17 protein-coding genes are annotated in these 21401 nt (G+C 63.1%); 9 read left to right on the forward strand and 8 right to left on the reverse strand.

The genetic code is table 11. The features are described 5' to 3' along the window. Positions 1-6 precede the first annotated feature (6 nt). Entirely contained in the window at positions 7-327 is a 321-nt protein-coding gene (locus AC097L_RS15720; protein ID WP_479587477.1) for a c-type cytochrome, read from the forward strand. A gap of 24 nt (positions 328-351) precedes the next feature. Then, positions 352-642 carry a putative quinol monooxygenase gene (locus AC097L_RS15725; protein ID WP_479587478.1) on the forward strand — a complete coding sequence of 97 codons (291 nt, stop codon included), beginning with the start codon at positions 352-354 and terminating at the stop codon, positions 640-642. A 98-nt stretch (positions 643-740) separates the two neighbouring features. Here AC097L_RS15725 and AC097L_RS15730 read toward each other — a convergent pair whose 3' ends face one another. From AC097L_RS15730 to thiD, 5 genes are all read right to left on the reverse strand, one after another. Next, positions 741-2033 carry an MFS transporter gene (locus tag AC097L_RS15730; RefSeq protein ID WP_479587479.1) on the reverse strand — a complete coding sequence of 431 codons (1293 nt, stop codon included), beginning with the start codon at positions 2031-2033 and terminating at the stop codon, positions 741-743. 4 nt (positions 2034-2037) lie between these two features. After that, complete coding sequence (locus AC097L_RS15735) at positions 2038-2655, reverse strand: TetR/AcrR family transcriptional regulator (protein ID WP_479587480.1); 618 nt, start codon at positions 2653-2655, stop codon at positions 2038-2040. 197 nt (positions 2656-2852) lie between these two features. Beyond that, positions 2853-3506: a glycine zipper 2TM domain-containing protein gene (locus AC097L_RS15740; RefSeq protein WP_479587481.1), complete on the reverse strand. Its 654-nt coding sequence runs from the start codon at positions 3504-3506 to the stop codon at positions 2853-2855. 121 nt (positions 3507-3627) lie between these two features. Further along, the gene (gene hemL / locus AC097L_RS15745; RefSeq protein ID WP_479587482.1) at positions 3628-4941 is read right to left on the reverse strand and encodes a glutamate-1-semialdehyde 2,1-aminomutase; all 1314 of its coding nucleotides are present in this window, start codon (positions 4939-4941) and stop codon (positions 3628-3630) included. Then, positions 4925-5914, reverse strand: a complete 990-nt coding sequence (gene thiD, locus AC097L_RS15750; RefSeq protein WP_479587483.1) for a bifunctional hydroxymethylpyrimidine kinase/phosphomethylpyrimidine kinase — start codon at positions 5912-5914, stop codon at positions 4925-4927. The genes hemL and thiD overlap by 17 nt, the downstream gene beginning before the upstream one ends. 126 nt (positions 5915-6040) lie before the next feature. Here thiD and AC097L_RS15755 point away from each other — a divergent pair, with 126 nt between their 5' ends. From AC097L_RS15755 to AC097L_RS15780, 6 genes are read left to right on the forward strand one after another with little or no spacing between them, the layout of a single operon-like run. After that, complete coding sequence (locus tag AC097L_RS15755) at positions 6041-6214, forward strand: rubredoxin (protein ID WP_315182571.1); 174 nt, start codon at positions 6041-6043, stop codon at positions 6212-6214. A 49-nt stretch (positions 6215-6263) separates the two neighbouring features. Next, positions 6264-6662 carry a response regulator gene (locus AC097L_RS15760; protein ID WP_479587484.1) on the forward strand — a complete coding sequence of 133 codons (399 nt, stop codon included), beginning with the start codon at positions 6264-6266 and terminating at the stop codon, positions 6660-6662. Continuing rightward, a complete protein-coding gene (locus AC097L_RS15765) occupies positions 6662-7039 on the forward strand; it encodes a response regulator (protein ID WP_479587485.1) in 378 nt (125 codons plus the stop codon). The genes AC097L_RS15760 and AC097L_RS15765 overlap by 1 nt, the downstream gene beginning before the upstream one ends. Before the next feature lie 13 nt (positions 7040-7052). Next, positions 7053-7583, forward strand: coding sequence for a chemotaxis protein CheW (locus AC097L_RS15770; protein WP_479587486.1), 531 nt, complete (start codon positions 7053-7055; stop codon positions 7581-7583). 22 nt (positions 7584-7605) lie between these two features. Beyond that, the gene (locus AC097L_RS15775; RefSeq protein ID WP_479587487.1) at positions 7606-9837 is read left to right on the forward strand and encodes a methyl-accepting chemotaxis protein; all 2232 of its coding nucleotides are present in this window, start codon (positions 7606-7608) and stop codon (positions 9835-9837) included. Between the two features lie 42 nt (positions 9838-9879). Beyond that, the gene (locus tag AC097L_RS15780; RefSeq protein ID WP_479587488.1) at positions 9880-15651 is read left to right on the forward strand and encodes a hybrid sensor histidine kinase/response regulator; all 5772 of its coding nucleotides are present in this window, start codon (positions 9880-9882) and stop codon (positions 15649-15651) included. A 47-nt stretch (positions 15652-15698) separates the two neighbouring features. Here the strand turns inward: AC097L_RS15780 and AC097L_RS15785 are convergent, their stop codons facing one another. Beyond that, positions 15699-17180 (reverse strand): cryptochrome/photolyase family protein, encoded by a 1482-nt coding sequence (locus AC097L_RS15785; RefSeq protein WP_479587489.1) that lies wholly within the window; start codon positions 17178-17180, stop codon positions 15699-15701. An 87-nt stretch (positions 17181-17267) separates the two neighbouring features. Here AC097L_RS15785 and AC097L_RS15790 point away from each other — a divergent pair, with 87 nt between their 5' ends. Then, the gene (locus AC097L_RS15790; RefSeq protein ID WP_479587490.1) at positions 17268-17519 is read left to right on the forward strand and encodes a type II toxin-antitoxin system RelB/DinJ family antitoxin; all 252 of its coding nucleotides are present in this window, start codon (positions 17268-17270) and stop codon (positions 17517-17519) included. A gap of 785 nt (positions 17520-18304) precedes the next feature. Here AC097L_RS15790 and AC097L_RS15795 read toward each other — a convergent pair. Further along, positions 18305-19696: an L-serine ammonia-lyase gene (locus tag AC097L_RS15795; protein ID WP_479587491.1), complete on the reverse strand. Its 1392-nt coding sequence runs from the start codon at positions 19694-19696 to the stop codon at positions 18305-18307. Positions 19697-19711: 15 nt separating this feature from the next. Next, positions 19712-21394, reverse strand: coding sequence for a choline dehydrogenase (gene betA, locus AC097L_RS15800; protein WP_479587492.1), 1683 nt, complete (start codon positions 21392-21394; stop codon positions 19712-19714). Positions 21395-21401 lie beyond the last annotated feature (7 nt).

A 21401-nucleotide genomic window follows, 5' to 3' on the forward strand; every position in this document is an offset into this window, starting at 1 on the left:
AAAAGTATGTTGCGGGTCACGCTGAATCTGGCCTGGCTACTGGGCAGTGGGTGGGCTGCCGCCCAGTCGCTTCCGCCCCAGGAGTTGGCCCAGAAATCCGACTGTATGTCCTGCCACGGCATGGTCCACCAGCAGGTCGGCCCTGGCTTTGCACAAATAGCGGCGCGTTACCGGGGTGATGCAGATGCCCCGGCGCGGCTGGCGGGCAAGATACGCAATGGCAGCGTAGGGGCGTGGGGCCGTGTCATCATGCCCCGGCATCCGCAACTGACCGATGCCGAAACTCTGGCACTCGCCCGCTGGGTCTTATCCCAGCCGCCACCCTAAGCCATTCATAACAGGAGACTTCCCATGTCCGATCTCATCATCATCGCCCGCGCCCAGGCCAAACCCGGTTTTGAAGCGGTGCTGGTCGCTGCCCAAACCGCCCTGGTGGAGCTGTCGCGCCAGCAGCCCGGCTGCATTGCCTACGAACTGCACGAAGACCTGGAGCAGCCCGGCAAGGTGCTGTTCTACGAACGCTGGGCCGACCGCAACGCCTGGGAAAACCACATCGCCGGTGCCCACAGCGTCGCCTTCCGCGCCCAGGCGGGCGACTGGGTGGGTGAATCTGAGCTGCTGCAAATGCGCCAGGTGGCTTAGGGCATTCCTGGCCTGTACCTGAGAGTTGCATTTTTGGGAGAAATAGGCCGCTAACGCATATTTTATATACGCTAGTAGCTATATTTTAAATAGCATTCTCATGCGGATGCGGGTTGGCTACGGGGTTTGGCTGCCGACTTGACCAGCAAGATCGCCGTGGCCGTCACCAGGCAGGCCGCACCGGCTGCGTACAAAGCCGGGGTGTACGAGAACATCACTGTGCGTGTCAGCCCGGCCCCGTAGGCCGCCACCGCGCCGCCGAGTTGGTGACCGGCAAACACCCAACCAAAAATCATGCCTGCGCGCTCCCTGCCGAAATGCGCGCTGACCAGCTTCACCGTGGGCGGCACGGTAGCCACCCAGTCCAGCCCGTAGAACATGGCAAACAGCGACAAACCGTACAGCGTGAAGTCCGAATGCGGCAGCCAAAACAGCGACAGCCCGCGCAGGCCGTAATACCAAAACAGCAGTTTGCGGTTGTCAAAGCGGTCGGAAAGCCAACCCGACAGGATGGTGCCGACAAAGTCGAAGCCGCCAATCATCGCCAGCACCGAGGCCGCAGGCAGGGCCGCCAGCCCGTAGTCGCCACAGAGCGAAATAAAGTGCGTCTGGATCAGCCCGCTGGTGCTCAGCCCGCAGACGAAGAAGGTCCCAAACAGCACCCAGAAGGTCGAACTTTTAGACACGCTGCCCAGCACGTTTAGCGGCTCCATGAAGCCCAGGCGCTTGCTGGGCAGCGGTGCGTCGGGCACATCGGGATTCGCCCCAAAGGCGCGCAGCCCCAGGTCTTGCGGGCGGTTGCGGATGAAGCAAAAGGCCAGCAGTGCCACCAGCAGGCAGGTGATGAACACCGGCGTGATGGCCACGCGCCAGCCGTAGCGCTCGATCAGCCAGGCCGCCAGCGGCAAAAAAACCAGTTGCCCGGTGGCCGAGCTGGCCGTCAGCATGCCCAGCACCAGGCCGCGGCGCTGGTCAAACCAGCGGGTGGCGACCACCGCACCCAGCACCAGGGCTGTCATGCCCGAACCCACGCCCAGCACAACGCCCCACAGCAGCACCAACTGCCACAGCGCCGTCATTTGCGTCGCCAGCAGCAGGCCGCTGGCCACCAGGACCAGCGCGGTGCAAATGATGGTGCGCAGGCCGTAGCGTTCCATCAGGATGGCAGCAAATGGCCCCATCAGCCCGAACAGCATGAAGCGCAAGGCCATGGCCGAGGAGATCTGGTCGGTGCTCCAGCCGAACTCTTTGCTCAGGGGCTGCAGGAACGCACCGGGCAGGCCCAGCGCGGCCGACGAGCTCAGCATGGTCAGAAACACGATGGCCAGGATGGCCCACGAGAAGTGGATGCCCCGGCGTTGCAGCCAGAGGGAAACGGGTTGGGCGAACATGGTTTTAGGCGTGTGGGGCGGTGATGGAGGGTGTGGAAATGGTGGCCAGCAGGTGTTCGCGCGCGGCCACCAGCAGTTCATCCGATAGTGCGTTGCCCTGCGTGGCCCGGGCCAGCACCAGCGCGCCGACCAGGGTGGAGAGCTGCGCCAGCGACTGGCTGCGGTCGGTGGCGGCGTCGCCGGTGTTTTGTAGCGGCAGCAGCACCGACAGCAGGCTGGTTATGCCCGCCAGGTAGGCGGCGTGGATGGGCTTGTCGGCGGCTTCCCGGGCCACATCCCCGGCCAGCGAGGGCAGCGGGCAGCCGGTGCCCACATCGTCGCGGCTTTGGGGTGTGAGGTAGGCCTGGACGATAGCGCCCAAGGCGGCAGCAGGAGTCGGCTGGGCGGCGGCACGCTGGGTCCAGCGGGCGGTGGATTGCTCGAAAGCCTGTGTGCAGGCCACGGCGGCCAGCGCGTCTTTGGAGGCGAAGTGGCCGTAGAAGCCGCCGTGCGTCAGCCCCACCTCGGCCATCAGATCGGCCAGGCTCAGGCCCTGGATACCCCGGGTGCGGAACAGGCGCGAGGCGGCTGCTTCGATGGCGAGGCGGTTGCTGTCGGTCTGGGCGCGTGAAACTCGGGGCATGGACGGTCCTGCGGATATTTAATAGATTGTAGGCATCATGAATAATAGATGTCAATAACAATCTATTGAAGAGAAAATTTATAAGAAACCGGCCTCTAGCGCAGGTTTTGTCTGCACTGATCGCTATGTTTACGATAGTAAGCAGGCGAAAAAAAAGACCGCGCAGGGCGGTCTTTTCAGGGGCGAAGCAGCGCGGTTTAGCGCCAGTAGCGGCCACCGCGCTGGTAGCCGAAGTTCAGCTCTACGCCAATCGGCACGGCCGGGCGGTAATAGGGCACGGCCTGCACAACCACCGGGGCGGCCACGGTGTAAGCGGGTTCGGGCTGGTAGTAGTCGCCCGAAATCACTTGTTGCTGTACCGGTGCACGCACAGGCGGCATATTGTTGCCGCCCATAGGGCTGACTTGCAACGCGATGGTCGGGCCGGGGTCGTTCGCCAGGGTGGTGGTGTACTGCCTGCCCGCGTACTCATAGACCACGTTGTAACCTGCGTTGCGGTTCTCAAAGAAGGTTTGGGTGCTGCAGTTTTGCACGGTTTGCAGCTGGGTCTGGCCGGGCGCTTCGATGCTGTTGCCCAAAATGGCCCCACCCACAATGCCCAGCATGGTGGCCGCCGCACGGCCCCCGCCACCGCCGATGGCATTGCCCATGGCACCACCGGCAATGCCGCCCATCAGTGCGCCCGCGCCGGAGCGCGGAGTCTCCACCGCCACCTGCTGGTTGCTGCACACCTGGCGCGGCACGGCAATCTGCTGGTTGATGGGGGTGCTGGAGATCACCCGCCCGGTTTCCTGGGCGGCCGCGAAGCCTGTGACCAGGGTCAAGGCGCTAAGGAGGAGAATCTTTTTCATGGTGATGATTAAACGCCTCAAACCCCCATTAGGTTCCAGGCTTTACCCAGGCGTTTCAATTTTCCCGCAGAGAAATCTATAGAAAAAATGCCTCTAGCGCAGGTACTGCTTGCGCTAGTAGCTATATTTTTGATAGTTCTTTGAAAACCGCGTGCGCTGCTGCTACGGTGGCCGCGATATCGTCTGGCGTGTGGGCTGCGCTGACAAAACCGGCCTCGTACAGTGCCGGGGCAACATACACGCCGCGGTCCAGCAGGCCGTGGAACAGGTGGTTGAAGCGCGGGCTGCTGGTCTTCATGACCTGCGGGTAGTTGGTCGGCAGGGTGTCGAGCAGAAAAAAGCCAAACATGCCGCCCTCGCTGTCGCTGCTGAAGGCCAACCCTTCAGCATCGGCAGCGGTCTGCAAGCCGCTGACCAGCGACCGGGCGGTGGCCGACAAGGCTTCAAAAAAGCCGGGCTTGCGGATTTCGCGCAGCGTGGCCAGCCCGCAGGCGGTGGCCACCGGGTTGCCCGACAGCGTGCCCGCCTGGTAGACCGTGCCTAGCGGGGCCAGGTGTTCCATCACCGCGCGCGAGCCGCCAAAGGCTGCCAGCGGCATGCCGCCACCAATCACCTTGCCCAGCACCGTCATGTCCGGAGCAAAGCCGGGGATGGATTTGGCGTAGACGCTTTGGGCGCTGCCCAAGGCGACGCGAAAGCCGGTCATCACTTCGTCGAACACCAGCAGCGCACCAAACTCGGTGCACAGTTCGCGGCAGCGCTGCATAAAGGGCACGGAGGCGCGCACAAAGTTCATGTTGCCCGCGATGGGCTCGATCATCAGGCAGGCGATGTCCTTACCGTGCAGGGCAAAGGCTTCTTCCAGCTGGGCAATGTGGTTGTATTCCAGCACCAGGGTGTGCTGCACCACTTCGGGCGGCACACCAGCGCTGGTGGCGCTGCCAAAGGTGGCCAGGCCGGACCCGGCCTTGACCAGCAGCGCGTCGGCATGGCCGTGGTAGCAGCCTTCGAACTTGATGATCTTGTTGCGGCCGGTGGCACCGCGCGCCAGGCGGATGGTGCTCATGGCGGCTTCGGTGCCGGAGCTGACCAGGCGCAGCATTTCCATGGACGGCACCAGCGACAAAATTTCTTCGGCCAGCTCGACTTCGCGCTCGGTGGGTGCGCCGAACGAGAAGCCTTCGAGCAGGGCTTTTTGTACCGCCTCGACCACAGCAGGGTGGCCGTGGCCCAGGATCATCGGGCCCCAGGAGCCGATGTAGTCGGTGTAACGCCGGCCGTTGGCATCCCAGAAGTAGGCACCCTGGGCGCGCTGCACAAAGCGCGGCGTGCCGCCCACGGCCTTGAAGGCGCGCACAGGTGAGTTCACACCGCCGGGGATAACTTTGACGGCGCGGTCAAACAGGGCTTGGTTCAGATCAGTGTCGGGTTTCATTCGGGGCCTCAAGTGCGGCAATGGCGCGCAGGGTTTCTTCGTCCAGGGGAGCATCGGGGTCGGAGCCGTCGTCGGGGGCATCGTCATCTTCCGGCTGGGCCCAGAACATGCGGTCGGGCAGGATGTGGCCCATGCCGGGGCGGAAGCCGCCGTCCAGGCAGCGGTCCAGGTAGCTCATGGCCTCATTGGTGGCTTCGGCCAGGTCGCTGCCGCTGGCCAATAGTGCAGCCAGCGCCGCCGACAGGGTTTCGCCCGCGCCGGTAAACACGGCTTCGAACAGCTCGAACTTTTCGCTGACCAGCACGGCCTGCGGGCTGGTGAGGACGTTCTCCACATGCTGGTCGGGCAGGGGGATGCCGGTGACCAGGGTGTAGGGCACGCCCATGGCCGAGGCGGCCTTGGCGATGTCGCGCGGCGTGGGATTGCGCTCACCGCTCCAGTCGGGCAGCAGCCAACGGCGCAGCGTGCTGTGGTTGCCCACCAGCACGGTGGTTTGCGGCAACATCAGCTCGCGGAAGGCATCCAGGTAGTCTTCGATCTTGTCTTCGTCCCACCAGGACAGGTTGGGCATGTAGGCCACCACCGGCACGTCGGCGTAATCGGAGGTGATCTCGGCAATTGCGCTGACGTTTTCCGGGCTGCCCACAAAGCCCACCTTGAAGACCTGCACGGCAATGTCTTCCAGCACCGCGCGGGCTTGTTCGGTGACAGCTTCTTCGTCGAAACAGAAGTGTTCAAAAATCTCTCCGGTGTCGCGGGCGTAAGCCCCGGTGACCACCGGCAACGCATGGCCGCCAACCGAAGCGATGGCGGTGGTGTCGGCCGCCAGGCCGCCTGCACCGCTGGGGTCGCTGGCGTTGAAGACCATGACGCAGGCTGGGCCTTCGAGGTCTTCTTCGGCCTCTTCAGGCTCATGGGCGGCATCGACCAGATCGTCGGCAAGAGGTTTTTTTGGGGGGGGTGGAGCGTTCATGGGCCTAATTTGGCAGGGAAATCGACGCAGAAACGACGCAGAATAGGGACTGGTGAAGCAAACTGGTCAGGCAGTCAAACTGCGTCTATACAATCCGTTGCATTCTATTCGAAGGCCCTTTAAGCTGTGACTGACTCTAAAACTTGGATGTGTTTGATCTGTGGTTGGATTTATGACGAGGCCACGGGTGACCCTGCTACCGGCATTGCCGCCGGAACCGCCTGGGCGCTGGTGCCGATGAACTGGACCTGCCCCGAATGCGGTGCCCGCAAAGAAGATTTCGAGATGGTCCAACTTTGATGCGCGGCGACCGTCCGCGCTGTGCAATTTCTTCCAGAAGAGGTGCCACGTGAGTACGCTTGCCACGACTTTCAAAGTCCTTGTGGTGGACGACAGCAACACGATCCGTCGCAGCGCTGAGATCTTCCTGAAGCAAGGCGGGCACGAGGTGCTGTTGGCCGAGGACGGCTTTGATGCCCTGTCCAAAATCAACGACCACCAGCCGCAGCTGATTTTTTGCGACATCCTGATGCCCAAGCTGGACGGCTACCAAACCTGCGCCATCATCAAGCGCAACCCCAAATTTGCGGCCATCCCGGTGGTCATGCTGTCGTCCAAAGACGGCGTGTTCGACAAAGCCCGTGGCCGCATGGTGGGCTCGCAAGACTATTTGACCAAACCTTTTACCAAAGACCAGTTGCTCCAGGCGGTGCAGCAGTTCGGTGCCGCCTTGCAAGGAGCCATTTGATGCCTATCCACAACGTGCTGATCGTGGACGATTCCAAGACCGAGCTGATGTACCTGACCGACTTGCTGGAAAAGAACGGCATGTCGGTACGCACCGCGGAAAATGCCGACGAGGCGTTTCGTCGCCTGGCGGAACACAAACCCGACCTGATCTTGATGGACGTGGTGATGCCGGGCCAAAACGGCTTCCAGCTGACCCGCACCATCAGCCGCAACCCTGAGTTTGCCGACGTGCCCATCATCATGTGCACCAGCAAGAACCAGGAAACCGACCGCGTCTGGGGCATGCGCCAAGGGGCCCGCGACTACATCACCAAACCGGTGAACGCTGCCGAGCTGAAGGCCAAGATCAGCGCCTTGAACAGTACTTCGAAGTAGGGTAGCGGCAGCCATGGCGAACCGCGAAGCGCTCCGAGAACTACAAACCCGATTGGCCTCTCGGCTGCAAGCTGCCCGCAGCGAAGGGCTGTCGGTGCGTTGGCTGGCGGCCCATGTAGGCGGTGCCCGCTACCTGTTTCCGCTGGCCCAGTGCGGCGAGATTTTCCCGTGGACCTCTGTGCAGCCCGCGGCCTACACCCAGGCCTGGTTCCTGGGCGTGGCGAATCTACGCGGCGGACTGTGCGGCGTGGTCGATCTGCTTCGCTTCATGGCCCCCGACACGCTGGCGCTTCGCAGCGATGCGGCCTTGTCCGAGTGCAGCCTGCTGTCGTTCAATGCGGGCATGGAGCTCAATTGCGCGCTGCTGGTAGACCAGCTCAGCGGCCTGCGTGGCCTGGACTCATTTACCGCATCGGCACCTGCTGCCGAGGGTGCCCCTCCTTATTTTGGCCCCATCCATACCGATGCGGCCGGTTTGCCGTGGCAGGAAATCAACCTGCTGGGCCTGTCCCAACTTCCTTCTTTTCTGAGCATCAGTGCTTAGGGCCCCTCCAGAAAGCTGCACCATGCCTGCTGTTGACGACAAGACCTTTTCCCACGCGACGCTGGAGGACTCTGCGGATACCGACACCGTGGCCGAGTATCCCGAGGAAGAGGTATCCAGGCCTTCGGCGCGGTCAACCCCGGACTTCAGCGAAAGCCGCTTTGTCAGCGCACACGTGCCTGACGCGGCCGACGAATGGGTGACGCTGCCCTTACTGGGTAACCGGCGCATCACGGCCCACCAGCGCATTTTGGCGGTGGTGATGGCTGCGGCCTTATTGGTGTTGGCGGTGGGGGCCGCTTGGGCTTTGCGCCGCGCCGACACTGTGGCGCAGCAACTGGCTGCCACCGGCCAGGCCCTGATGCAGTCGCAACGTCTGGCCAAATCGGTATCGCAAGCCTTGGTGGGCAGCGCTGCTGCTTTTCCCGACGTGGCCGAAAGCGCCAACGTGCTGGCCAAGAATGTGCGCGGCCTGCAAGCTGGTGACCAGCGTTTGGCTGCGGTGAACGCCGATGCCCAGACCGATATCGCCAAAATTACCCCCCTGATGGAACGCGCCGAAAAAAATGCCGCCACCGTCATGGGCCAGCAAAAAATTCTGACGCAGGTGGGTGCAGCGCTGCACACCATCAACCGCCAATCGTCCGATTTGCTGGAGATCGCCGAAACCATCGCCTCGTTCAAATTGCAGCAGGCTGCCAGTCCCACCGAGATTTCTGCAGCGGGCCAGTTGGTGATGTTGACCCAGCGCATTGGCAAGTCGGCGAATGAATTCCAGACCATGGACGGCGTCAGCCCCGAGGCGGTGTTCCTGCTGGGTAAAGACTTGAACTCGTTCAAGGAAATTACCCTGGGCCTGCTGGACGGTAGTCCGGAACTGCGTTTGGGTGCAGCCAAAGATGCGGCCACCCGCGAGCAGCTCAACGCCTTGCTCAAGCTGTACGACGAAACCCGCACCCAGGCCGGTGCCATTCTGGGCAATCTGCAAGGCCTGGTGTCGGCCCGTGAGGCGCAAACCGCCGTAGTGGCCGACAGCGAGCCGCTGCGCCGCCAGCTGGAAGAACTGCAAGACAAACTATCGTCGCAAACCGGCTTGGGCTTGGTGGCCATCGTGGTGCTGTTGCTGTCGGCGCTGCTGGCGCTGGCCTGCGCGGCCGGTTTGGCCGCTGTGCAACTACGCGGTAGCCGCAAACGCCAGGCCACGGCCGAAATGCAACGTCTGGATGCCGAGTCGTCGCAGCAAGGTACCAAGCGCGTCAACGATGCCAACCAGGCGGCGATTTTGCGGCTAATGAACGAACTGCAGGCGGTGGCCGAGGGCGATTTGACCCAGCAAGCCACGGTGACCGAAGACATCACCGGTGCGATTGCCGATTCGGTGAATTACACCGTGGAAGAACTCCGCGCCCTGGTGGGCAGTGTGCAAAACACCGTGACCCAGGTGGCGCAAACCACGGCGCAGGTAGACAGCACCTCGACCGAACTGCTGGCTGCATCGACCGAGCAACTGCGCGAAATCCGCGAAACCGGCCGCTCGGTGCTGGACATGGCTTCGCGCATCAACGAGGTGTCTACCCAGGCGCAAGAGTCGGCCACGGTGGCGCGGCAGTCGCTGCAAGCCGCCGACTCGGGCCTGCAGGCGGTGCAAAACGCCATCGGGGGCATGAACTCCATCCGCGACCAGATCCAGGAGACCTCCAAACGCATCAAGCGCCTGGGCGAATCTTCGCAAGAGATTGGCGAAATCACCGAGCTGATCTCCGACATTACCGAGCAAACCAATGTGCTGGCGTTGAACGCCGCCATCCAGGCTGCGTCGGCGGGCGAGGCCGGACGTGGCTTCTCGGTGGTGGCCGAGGAAGTGCAGCGGCTGGCCGAGCGTTCGGCCGATGCGACGCGCCAGATTGCGGCGTTGGTGAAGGCCATCCAGACCGACACCCAGGATGCCGTGGCCGCCATGGAACGTTCAACCCAGGGGGTGGTGGCCGGTGCGGCCCTGTCCGACAGCGCCGGTACGGCCCTGACCGAGATTGACCATGTGTCGCGCCGCCTGGCCGAGCTGATCGAGCAAATTTCACAAGCCACCTCCCGCGAGGCCGAAAAAGCCAACGTGGTAGCGGACAACATCCAGCACATTTTTGCGGTGACCGAGCAGACCGGCGAAGGCACGCGGACCACAGCGGCCCAGGTACGGGAGCTGTCCCAGATGGCCGAAGAATTGCGCTTGTCGGTGGCGCGGTTCAAAATCAAGTAAGCCGCCATGCTGTTGTCGCCCCCTGCCGCTACAGACGCCTCTATGTCCATTTCCGCATCCCTCGCCGAAGATGCGCGCGAACACGACCTGGGCCCGCTGGCCTGGGTGCTCGACGAGCTGCGCAAAACCCTGGACGTTGCCGTCAAATCCCTCAAGCGCTATGTGCGCGAGGCTGATGCATCCCAGGCGGCCGGTTTTGCTGTGCCCGATACCAGCCACCTGGGTGCCGCACTCCAGCAATTGCACCTGACCGTGGGCGCACTGGAGATGGTGGGCATGATGCCGCCGTCGCTGCTGCTGCGTGCCATGGAAGCTGCCGTTGCCAAATGCCTGGACAACCCCAGTCTGTGCACCCCGGAGGCGGTGGACAAGATTGAACGGGCCAGTTTTGCCGTGGTGGACTACCTGGAGGCTGTGTTAGCCAGCAAGCCGGTATCGTCGGTGGGTTTGTTCCCGCAGTACCGCGAGGTGCAGGCATTGGCGGGTGTAGCCCAGGTGCATCCGGCCGATCTGTGGCCGATGGAGCCGCACTGGCGGGATATTTCGGTGGTCGAACCGGTACCGCCCTTGGCCTATGCACCTGTGCTGCGGGCGCGGCTCGACCAATGTGTGCTGAAGGTAGTAAAAACCGGCGACCCGGTGGCGGCACAGGAACTGGTCGGCATCTGCCTGGGTTTTGCCCAGCACCAGCAGCGCCAGCCCGAGCAGGTGTTTTGGAACATCGCCGCTGCGTATTTTGAAGCGCTGTCGCTGGGGCTTTTTGCGCCGGATGTGTATTCCAAACGGATTGCTTCGCGGGTCTTGACCCAGTACGCCGCGCTGGCCAAGGGCGATGCCACCGTCAACCCGCGTCTGGTGCAGGACATGCTGTTTTTCTGCGCCCAGGCTGTGCCGGTGCAGGCGGCAGATGCGCCCACACTGGCCGCCGTGCGCCAGGCTTACAGCTTGCAGCGGCATGCGCCGATCGACTACGAAATGCGGCCCTTTGGCCGGTTTGACCCGGCTTTGCTGGCCCAGGCACGCAAGCGGCTGGCGGCAGCGGCGGAAACCTGGTCGGCTCTGGCCGGGGGCGATACACACCGCTTCAAGCCTGCCCTCGACCAGTTCGCCATGGTGGGCGAGTCGCTGACCAAGTTGCATCCCGGCAGCGCAGTGTTGGCCCAGGCCTTGACCCAGGCGGTTGAGTCCACGGTGCGCTCCAAAGCCCCGCCAACGGCGGCACTGGGCATGGAAGTCGCCACCTCGGTGCTGTACCTGGAGGCTGCGTTTGAAGAGCTGGACCAGGCCGATGCCGAACTGGCCGAACGCGCCACCTTGTTGGCCGACCGTTTGACCGTGGTAGGTCAGGGCGGCAGCCCCGAGCCCCTGGCCCCATGGATGGAAGAGCTGTACCACCGCGTCAGCGACCGGCAAACCATGGGCAGTGTGGTGGATGAGTTGCGCCACACCCTGGCCGAGGTCGAGCAGGCGCTGGACCAGTTTTTCCGTACCCCGCGCGAGAAAGTACCGCTGGCCAAGGTGGCCCACCAACTGACGCAAATGCGCGGTGTGCTGTCGGTGCTGGGCTTGGACCAGGCCTCGCACGCCGTGATGCGCATGCGCGAAACGGTCGATGGCTACATGGCCGATGACCTGGGTGATCCTGCGGCCCAAGCTGTCAGTTTTGACAAGCTGGGCAACAGCCTGGGGGCGCTGGGCTTTTTGATCGACATGCTGGGCTACCAGCGGGCCTTGGCCAAAAAATTGTTTGCCTACGACGAAGAGGCGGGCGAATTCAAACTGGCCATGGGCCGCAGCACGGTCTCGGCCGCAGATTCTGTACAAGCGCCGTACCAGGATGAACTGGAAGAGCGCGCCCATGTGGCAGAGCTGGCGGCCGAGTCGGCCCCGCAGGCGGAAGTACCTCTGCCGTTGCTGGATGCCGAGCCGTGGGCTATTTCCGAACTGCCCGACTTGCTGGACCTGGATCTGGCAACCGGAGCCGCGCCACTGGAGCCGTCTGCCGTGCCCGCAGAGGACTTGGAGCCGGTATCGGTACAACTTCTGCCCGCGTTGGAGCCCGAGTTCACCTTGACCGCTGCCACGCCCGAACAAGGGCGTGTGACCGAAGTCACCCCGGCCTCCGAGCCAGCCGCACCTGCCGTAGCCGTGGACGTTCCGGAAGAAGATGCCGAGCTGCTGGGCATCTTTTTGGACGAGGCCCGCGAGGTGGTGCAAACCGGCCTGGGTGCTGTGGCTGCGCTGCATGCCGCACCCAGTGGTGTGGGGCCGCAAAGTACGCTGCGCCGCGCTTTCCACACACTCAAGGGCAGTGCCCGGATGGTGGGGCTGTCTGAATTTGGCGAAGCCAGTTGGGCCATGGAGCAAATGGTCAACGGCTGGCTAGCCGAGCAAAGCCCCGCCCACCCCGACTTGCTGCAGGTCGCCAGCGATGCTCTGAACGCCTTTGGCCTGTGGGTCGAAGACATTGCGGTCGGCGCGGCAGGCCATTGGCGTGCCCAGCCGTTCCGCGCCTCTGCCGATGCCCGACGGCTGGAGCTGCGCTATCTGCCACTGGCCGTGCCCCAAGCCTTGGCCGACGTGATTGCGCCAGAACCGGTGCTGGAAGAGCGGCCTCTAGTGCCTGAAACCGTGTCTGAGCCGATGGCCGAACCGGTAGCAGAACCGGTGCCAGAGGCGGTGGTTGAAGAGGCCGTAGAACCTGTTGCCGAAGAATTTGCGGCCAAGACGCTGCCTGCACCGATTCCAGAGCCCGTACCCGAAGCGGTACTCGAGCTTGTACCCGAAGTGGTACTTGAGCTTTTACCCGAAGCGGTACCCGAGCTTGTTCCCGAAGAAGCCGTTGCCGATGCCGCTGCGCTGGACACCCCCGAGCTCGACGACGCCACCAAGGTTATCGGCCCGCTGCGCATCGGCATCCCGCTGTACAACGTCTACTTGAATGAAGCCGATGAATGGTCACGCCGCTTGCTGACCGAACTCAGTGAATGGTCGCTAGAGCTGCACCAGCCGCTGCCGGATTCAACCGTCTCGTTGGCGCATTCGCTGGCGGGTAGTTCTGCTACGGTGGGCTTCCAGGCGCTGTCGCAAATGGCCCGGGCGCTCGAGTCGGCGCTGGAACACGTGCAGCTACTAAACCAAGGCACACCCCAGCAGGCACAGATATTCACCGACGCGGCCGAAGACATCCGCCGCCTGCTGCACCAGTTTGCCGCCGGTTTTCTCAAAGAGCCCAACCCCAGCGTGCTACAGGCACTGCGCGATTTGCTGGAAGACGCCTCTGCGCCTGTGCCCCTGGCAGCGTTGGGCTTGCCCGAGCCGCAGGAGCATGCCGATGCGGCGGACATTGCCGATTTGGCCTTGCTGGATGCTGCCCTGGAACCTATTGCGAACGTGGACGAGGTGGCAGAAGTGGAGGCGGAGGCTGTGGATGGGCCGAAAGAGCCTGCGCCAGTGGCGCCCGCCGAAGAACCACCGAATTTTGCTCCGGCCATGGTGTCGGAGTTTGAGGACGAAATTGACCTGGCGGATGTGATCGACGCCGATCTGTTCCCCATCTTTGAAGAAGAAGCCGCCGAACTGCTGCCGCAACTGGGCGGAGCCCTGCGGCAGTGGTGGGCCCGGCCCGAAAACGGCGGTGCCCGCAACGAGGTGCTGCGTACCCTGCATACGCTCAAAGGCAGTGCGCGTTTGGCCGGGGCCTTGCGCCTGGGCGAATTGGCCCACCGGCTGGAAACCGAGATCGAGCACCTGGGCTCCGAGCCCTTGCAATCGGCGCAGATCGAGCCCCTGCTGTCGCACTGTGATGCCTTGCAAGCGAATATGGACAGCCTGCGCCAGGTCCATCTGCGCGCGCCCAGCGAGGCGGCGGCCACCGCGCTTCCACCAGAGGCGAAACCCGAAACCTCGGCCATCATTACCCTGCTTACGCCCGCGCTGCCCACCCCGGTATTGCCGGTTGCGCCACGGCTGATGGCGCACCAGTCGGTACGCGTGCGATCGCAGTTGCTGGACCGGCTGGTCAACCAGGCGGGCGAGGTCATCATCACCCGCACCCGGCTGGAGGCGCGTTTGTCCCAGTTGCGCGGTGCGCTGGTCGATCTGACTGGCAACCTGGACCGCATGCGGGGCCATTTGCGCGACATCGAAGTGCAGGCCGAATCGCAAATGCAGTCGCGTCTGGCCCTGGCCAAAGACACGGCGCAAGGTTTTGACCCGTTGGAATTCGACCGCTTCACCCGGGTGCAAGAACTGACCCGCATGATGGCCGAGTCGGTCAACGATGTGGGCACGGTGCAGCGCAACCTGCAGCGCACCATCGAGGGCACCGAGGACGACCTGGTGACCCAGGCCCGGCAGGCCCGCGAGCTGCAGCGCGATCTGCTGCGCACCCGCATGGTGGAGTTTGAAGGCATTGCCGAGCGCCTGTATGCCGTGGTGCGCCAGGCGTCCAAAGACACCGGCAAGCTGATCAAGCTGGACATCACCGGCGGCTCCATCGAAATGGACCGCGGCGTGCTGGACCGCATGGCCCCGGCCTTCGAACACCTGCTGCGCAACGCCGTTGCCCACGGCATCGAGCTACCCGAGGTGCGTTTGGTAGCGGGCAAAACCGCCATCGGCAACATCCTGGTCGAGCTGCACCACGAGGGCAACGACATCTCGGTACGCTTTGCCGACGATGGTGCCGGGCTGGACATGGCCCGCATCCGCCAAAAAGCCGTGGCCCAAGGCCTGGTGCAGGCCGATGCGGAGCTGGACCCGGCCGTGGTGGCTGACATGATTTTTCTGCCCGGCTTTTCTACCGCGGCGCAGATCACCGAGCTGGCCGGACGTGGCATCGGCATGGACGTGGTGCGCGCCGAAGTGCTGGCCCTGGGCGGGCGTATTGAAACCAAGACCGCTGCGGGGCAAGGCACGCAGTTCAAGTTGGTATTGCCCCTGACCACCGCCGTGACGCAGGTGGTGATGCTGCGCATGGGCACGTTGTCTATCGGCGTACCGGCAAACGTGATTGAAGTCGTGCGCCGCATGCCGCAGGCCGAACTGGCCCAGGCCTACGCAAGCCATGTGGTGGATGTGGCGGGTGAGGCCGTGCCGTTCTTTTGGGCCGGTGCGCTGCTGCAGACATCAAAGCACAGCACCGAACCGGCGGGCAAAAACAGCGCGGTGGTGATCTTCCGCAGTGCGGCGCAGCGTCTGGCGCTGCACGTGGACGAGGTGCTGGGCAACCAGGAGGTGGTGGTCAAAAACCTCGGCCCCCAGTTGTCGCGCCTGCCCGGTTTGTCGGGCATGTCGGTGCTGGCATCCGGTGCGGTGGTGCTGATCTACAACCCGGTGGCGCTGTCGTCCGTCTACGGCGTACAAGCCCGCCAGTGGCAGGATGGCACTAGCGATACGGCCACCGTGGTGGCTCCAGTGCAGCACACACCGCTGGTGTTGGTGGTTGACGATTCCATCACCGTGCGCCGCGTCACCCAGCGCCTGCTGCAGCGCGAAGGCTACCGCGTGGCGTTGGCCAATGACGGCTTGCAGGCACTGGAGCGGCTGCGCGACGAGGCCCCTGCGCTGGTGCTGTCCGACATCGAAATGCCGCGCATGGACGGCTTTGACCTGGCCCGCAACATCCGCAGCGATGCCACGTTGAAAGATTTACCCATCATCATGATCACGTCGCGCATGGCCGAAAAGCACCGCGAACATGCCCGTGCGCTGGGGGTCAACCACTATCTGGGCAAGCCCTACCCGGAAGAAGAGCTGCTCAGCCTGGTGCGGCGCTACACCACCAAAAATGAGGATGTTTTAGGCCTCTAGCGTAATACTTGCCTGCATCATTAGCTATTTATTTTATAGCGTTTGCATCAAGGTAAGGCATGGGGCTTTTTGACCACCGCGTAGCGCAACAGCGTGCGGGCGCGGGCCTCGTCGTGGGCCACGATGGGCAGCGGGTAGGTCTTGCCCAGCACCACCTCCGCCACCTGCAACTCCATCGGTTTAGCCAGCCACGGTGCGTGGAGGGCGGCGTTGGGCAGCTTGGCCAGTTGCGGCAGGTAGCGGCGGATAAACTTGCCCTCGGGGTCGAACTTTTCGCTCTGGCTAGTGGGGTTGAAGATGCGAAAGTACGGCTGGGCATCGCAGCCGCTGGAGCTGGCCCACTGCCAGCCGCCGTTGTTGGCCGATAGGTCGAAATCGTTCAGGTGGGTGGCAAAGTAGGCCTCGCCCCAGCGCCAGTCCAGCCCCAGGTCCTTCATCAAAAAGCTCGCCACCACCATGCGCAGGCGGTTGTGCATGTAGCCGGTCTGGTTGATCTGCGCCATGGCGGCATCTACCAGCGGGTAGCCGGTGCGGCCCTCGCACCAGGCGGTAAACAGGGCCTTCGCAGCCTTGCCGTGCTCCCAGGCGATACCGTCGTATTCGGGCTTGAAAGCGCCTTTCTCCACATGCGGGAAGTTGCTGAGAATCTGCGCATAAAAATCCCGCCACACCAGTTCGCTAAGCCACACGCTGGCCCCTGGGTTGCCTTGCAGATGCAGCGGATACGCGGCCGCCGCCATCTGCCTAATCGACACCGTGCCAAAGCGCAGATGCACGCCCAGGTAGCTGGGGCCCTTGACGCTGGGGAAGTCGCGGGTGGCGTGGTACTGGTCCATGCGCTCGAAGAATTCTTCAAACAGCTGCTGCCCGCCGCTTTGCCCGGTGGGCAGCTTCAGCTGGGCCAGGTTGGTGGGTTCAAACCCCAGCGCCTGCAAACTCGGCACGGGCTGGGGATTCTTGCGTGGTGCCAGCCGCACGGCGTACTTCTCCACCGGGTAAGACTTCAGATAAAAGTCGTCTACCTTCTTGAGCCAGGCGTTCTTGTACGGCGTAAACACGCCGTAGGGGCGGCCCTGCTGGGTCAGCAGCTCTTTGCGCTCAAAGATGACGTGGTCTTTGTAGGTGTGCAGCGCAATGCCCAGGTGGGCCAGTGCACCCAACACCATGGCATCGCGGGCCAGGGCCTGCGGCTCGTCGTCGTGGTTGGCAAACACGGCCTGGGCGTGTAGCTCTTTCGCCAGCGCTGGAATCGCTTCACGTGACGCCGCGTGCAAAGTGATCAGGCCGCTGCTGGGCTGCAGGGCACGCAGGGCGGTGTCCAGCTCGGAGACGGAGGCCTGGATGAACTCCACCCGCCGGTCTGCGCGCGGCAGGCTGTCCAGAATCTCGGTGTCGAACACAAACACGCAGTGCACCTGCTGGCAGGACTTGAGCGCGTGGTACAGGGCCGCATGGTCAAAGCTGCGCAGGTCGCGGCGGAACCAGACGAGGCCGGTGGCGAAGGTGTCGGATCGGGGGTGGGATTGCATTCCGAGATGTTAACGGCCAGCCCTGCGCAGACGTACAGACGGGGGTAAAGGAGCGGGGGATTTTGAATATTCAAGAAGGATGCCTGGATGGCTACTACCACGATGGTCCACATCCGGCTGGACGAAAATGTCAAAGTTCAGGCGACGGAAGCGCTGGCAGCCATGGGCTTGTTGGTGCCTGACGCTGTGCGGGTGTTCCTGACGCGCATCGTCGCGGAGCAACAACTGCCGTTTGCGCTCAAAGTCCCCAACGCCGAGACCCGCGCTGCGATGGCGGAAGCGGACGAGATGGTGCACACGCGGCGTGACCGCTTTGCGGCTGCCGCAAGAACGCATTGATAGAGGCTGCAACTAGTTTGGTACAGGGGTAATGCAACCGGTTACTGGGCAGGCTGACGGACTAGACCAGTAGATAGCATTCCACGTAAACGGATTCAACGGGCGGTCACGATTGAGGAAGAGGGTTGCTCCGTCTGGAAGCCTCCACCCGTGTAGACGCACTCCATCGTGGGGTAAAACCTGCGAAGCAACCGGCTGACCTAGCATGGCAACGAGGCTGCTGTATGCCGCTCGGTGAGACCACCACGGTATGTTGACCACAGCTTGATTGAGGTGTCCGGCAGAAAGGAAAAACGAGACAAACAGCGTCGGCACACCGTTATGAGAGGCTACATCCACGCCACATGCTCGCTGAACCGGAAGAGGCCCTTGGTAGAGCGTGCATGTAATCGGAAAGCCGGAGAACTTCTCCTGGATGGTTTTCTCCGTCCAATTTTCCGACAACTCTGTGAAGCTGAAGGTAGCTGGCTTACGATCCTGAGTGAAGTACAAGCGGTACTCCTCTATGTTTCTCTTCTGTGAGAATAGGAAAGCGGCTACTAAAAGACCTACGATCACGGCCAGCGCTATGCGACTAAAGCTGATCGACTGGTTTCTGGACCGCTCGCCTGGTGATAGCTTCATTGAAGAGTGTTAACTTGGAGTTTTCTGGTGGGTAGCGCACGTTTAAGAACTATTGCAACTCCCAAAAAGCTGCAAAAAAGCCTTATTAAATTACGACAATTTTAGGTCTCTAGCGCAGGTAGCGCCTGCGCTAATAGCTATTCATTTAGTAGTAATCCGCTTCAGCACTCCACAATATTCACCGCCAGCCCACCCCGCGCGGTTTCCTTGTACTTGGTCATCATGTCGGCACCGGTTTCGCGCATGGTCTTGATTACCTTGTCCAGGCTCACGAAGTGGCTGCCGTCCCCGTGCAAGGCCATGCGGGCGGCGTTGATGGCTTTGACGGACGCGATGGCGTTGCGCTCGATGCAGGGGATTTGGACCAGGCCGCCTACCGGGTCGCAGGTCAGACCCAGGTGGTGTTCCATGCCGATTTCGGCGGCGTTTTCCACCTGCTCGGGGGTGCCGCCCATCACCGCACACAGGGCGGCAGCAGCCATGGAGCAGGCCACACCCACCTCGCCCTGGCAGCCGACTTCGGCCCCAGAGATGGAGGCATTTTCTTTGTACAGCATGCCGATGGCGGCGGAGGTCAGCAGGAAGTCGATAACCCCGCTGGGCGTGGACGTGGCCACAAAGCGCACGTAGTAGTGCAGCACGGCGGGCACGATGCCAGCGGCCCCGTTGGTGGGCGCGGTGACCACGCGGCCCCCGGCGGCGTTTTCTTCATTCACGGCCAGAGCGTACAGATTCACCCAGTCCAGCACCTGCAGCGGGTCGCGCAGGGCGAGTTCGGGGTTCGCGCAGAGCTTGGTGAACAGGTCGGCGGCGCGGCGCTTGACCTTGAAGCCGCCGGGCAGCACGCCTTGGGTGCGGCAGCCGCGCACCACGCAGGCCTGCATCACGGTCCAGATTTTTTGCAGGCCCGCGTCGATGTCGGCATCGCTGCGCCAGTGCTGTTCGTTGCGGCGCATCAGCTCGGCAATCGAGATGCCCGCGCCTTTGCACCGGGCCAGCAGCTCGTCGCCGCTGTGGAAGGGGAAGGGCAGCACGGTGGTGTCGGGGGCCAGCACCTTTTGTTTGTTGCCGTCGGCCGCCACTTCGTCGCTGACGATAAAGCCGCCGCCCACCGAGTAGTAGCAGCGGTTCAGCAACTCGACCCCGTCTGCGTCATAGGCTATGCAGCGCATGCCGTTAGGGTGAAAGGGCAGGGTTTCGCGGCGGTAGAAGGCCAGGTGGTCTTTTTCTTTGAACGCCACCGGGTGCACACCGCCCACGCGCAGCAGGCCGGTGCTGCGGATGGCCTCCAGCAGGGCGGGAATAGCTTCCACGTCCACGCTTTCCGGGTCATGGCCCTCCAGGCCGAGTAAGACCGCTTTGTCAGTGCCGTGGCCTTTGCCGGTGGAGCCCAGCGAGCCGTAGAGCTTGACTTCGACCTTGGCGCACGCGCCCAGCAGACCCTGGTGGGCCAGCCGTTCGGTGAACATGCGGGCGGCGCGCATGGGGCCGACGGTGTGCGAGCTGCTAGGGCCGATACCGATTTTAAAGATGTCGAAAACACTGACGGCCATGGGGGAGTTCTCTTGTTAGCGCTGTGCGGTTTGGTAATCGGGGTGGACAAAATACGGCGCGTCCGAACGCGGCAGGGCGGCTTTGCCCCGGATCGCGTCCGCCATCTTCTCGGCCAGCATGATGGTGGGCGCGTTCAGGTTGCCGCTGACCACGTCGGGCATGATGGACGCGTCCACCACCCGCAGGTTGCTGATGCCGTGCACGCGGCCTGCGCCGTCGGTGACGGCCATGTCGTCGCTCCCCATGCGGCAGGTGCAGGACGGGTGCAAGGCGCTTTCGCCGTGCTCGCGGATGTGGGCATCGATCTGGGCATCGGTCTGCACGTCATCCTTGGGCGATACGGCAGCGCCACGGTATTTGTCGAACGCGGGCTGGCTGAAGATTTCGCGCGTCAGGCGGATACCGGCGCGCATTTCCTTGCGGTCCTGCTCGGTGGCCATGTAGTTGAACAGGATGCGCGGCGCGTCCTTGGGGCTGGCGGTCTTGAGCGTGACCGCGCCCCGGCTGGTTGGCCGCATCGGCCCCACATGCGCCTGGAAGCCGTGGAAGCTGGCGGGCGCGCTGCCGTCGTACTGGATGGCCATGGGCAGAAAGTGGTACTGCAGGTCTGGGTGCTTCACGCCCGCTTCGCTGCGTATGAAGCCGCCGGATTCGAAGTGGTTGGTGGCCCCCAGGCCGGTGCCCTTGAGCATCCATTCCGCGCCAATCTTCACCTTGGCCACCGGGTTCATGGCGCTGTACAGGGTGATGGGTTCCTTGCACATGTACTGCACATAGGTTTCCAGATGGTCTTGCAGGTTGGCCCCCACGCCGCGCAGCGCGGCAACAATGGGGATGCCCAGCTTGCGCAGGTCGTCCGGGTTGCCCACGCCGGAAAGCATCAGCAGCTGCGGCGAGTTGATGGCACCGCCGCACAAAATCACTTCGCGGGTCGCCAGGAGGAGGTCGGTGCGATGGCCGTGGATCACCTCTACGCCTATGGCGCGCGGCGGGCTGGTGTCAGGGGAGGTTTGGGGAGCAAAGGCCACCTTGGCGACCAGCGCCCGGGTGCGCACCTGCAGGTTGGGGCGTTTCATGGCCGGGCGCAGGTAGGCCATGGCGGTGCTCCAGCGGCGGCCCTTGTGCACCGTCATATCCATGGGGCCAATGCCCTCCTGGCGGTAGCCATTCATGTCTTCGGTGCGGGCGTAGCCAGCTTGTTGTGCAGCTTCGATAAACGCGTTGTAGAGCGGGTTGACGCAGGCACCCGTAGACACGTTCAGCGGCCCGCTGTCGCCCCGGTAGGCATCGCCACCCTTGCCACGGGTCTCAGACTTGCGGAAGTAGGGCAGGCAGTCGGCATACGACCAGTTTTCTAGCCCTTTGTAGGATGCCCAGCCGTCATAGTCGAGTGCATGGCCGCGAATGTAGACCATGCCGTTGATGCTGGACGAGCCGCCCAGCACCCGGCCGCGCGGGCAGTACATGGGGCGGTTGTCCATGAAGGGCTCGGGTTCGGAGTGGTAGAACCAGTTGAACTTGTCGTTGGCCAGCGGGTAGGCAAAGGCCGACGGCATGTGGATGAAGATGCTGCGGTCGCCCGGCCCGGCTTCGAGCAGCAGCACTTTCACGTCCGGGTCTTCGGTCAGTCGGTTGGCCAGCACGCAGCCTGCAGAGCCTGCGCCGACGATGATGTAGTCGAAATTTTCAGTGGTCATTTAGCGC

The sequence above is a fragment of the Rhodoferax sp. RT5P35 genome (genome assembly GCF_056521385.1).

What these genes read in the sequence shown, in the direction of transcription:
- AC097L_RS15720 (WP_479587477.1), top strand. Translation starts at nt 7, where the DNA reads ATGTTGCGGGTCACGCTGAATCTGGCCTGGCTACTGGGCAGTGGGTGG.
- AC097L_RS15725 (WP_479587478.1), top strand. Translation starts at nt 352, where the DNA reads ATGTCCGATCTCATCATCATCGCCCGCGCCCAGGCCAAACCCGGTTTT.
- AC097L_RS15730 (WP_479587479.1), bottom strand. Translation starts at nt 2,033, where the DNA reads ATGTTCGCCCAACCCGTTTCCCTCTGGCTGCAACGCCGGGGCATCCAC.
- AC097L_RS15735 (WP_479587480.1), bottom strand. Translation starts at nt 2,655, where the DNA reads ATGCCCCGAGTTTCACGCGCCCAGACCGACAGCAACCGCCTCGCCATC.
- AC097L_RS15740 (WP_479587481.1), bottom strand. Translation starts at nt 3,506, where the DNA reads ATGAAAAAGATTCTCCTCCTTAGCGCCTTGACCCTGGTCACAGGCTTC.
- hemL (WP_479587482.1), bottom strand. Translation starts at nt 4,941, where the DNA reads ATGAAACCCGACACTGATCTGAACCAAGCCCTGTTTGACCGCGCCGTC.
- thiD (WP_479587483.1), bottom strand. Translation starts at nt 5,914, where the DNA reads ATGAACGCTCCACCCCCCCCAAAAAAACCTCTTGCCGACGATCTGGTC.
- AC097L_RS15765 (WP_479587485.1), top strand. Translation starts at nt 6,662, where the DNA reads ATGCCTATCCACAACGTGCTGATCGTGGACGATTCCAAGACCGAGCTG.
- AC097L_RS15770 (WP_479587486.1), top strand. Translation starts at nt 7,053, where the DNA reads ATGGCGAACCGCGAAGCGCTCCGAGAACTACAAACCCGATTGGCCTCT.
- AC097L_RS15775 (WP_479587487.1), top strand. Translation starts at nt 7,606, where the DNA reads ATGCCTGCTGTTGACGACAAGACCTTTTCCCACGCGACGCTGGAGGAC.
- AC097L_RS15780 (WP_479587488.1), top strand. Translation starts at nt 9,880, where the DNA reads ATGTCCATTTCCGCATCCCTCGCCGAAGATGCGCGCGAACACGACCTG.
- AC097L_RS15785 (WP_479587489.1), bottom strand. Translation starts at nt 17,180, where the DNA reads ATGCAATCCCACCCCCGATCCGACACCTTCGCCACCGGCCTCGTCTGG.
- AC097L_RS15790 (WP_479587490.1), top strand. Translation starts at nt 17,268, where the DNA reads ATGGCTACTACCACGATGGTCCACATCCGGCTGGACGAAAATGTCAAA.
- AC097L_RS15795 (WP_479587491.1), bottom strand. Translation starts at nt 19,696, where the DNA reads ATGGCCGTCAGTGTTTTCGACATCTTTAAAATCGGTATCGGCCCTAGC.
- betA (WP_479587492.1), bottom strand. Translation starts at nt 21,394, where the DNA reads ATGACCACTGAAAATTTCGACTACATCATCGTCGGCGCAGGCTCTGCA.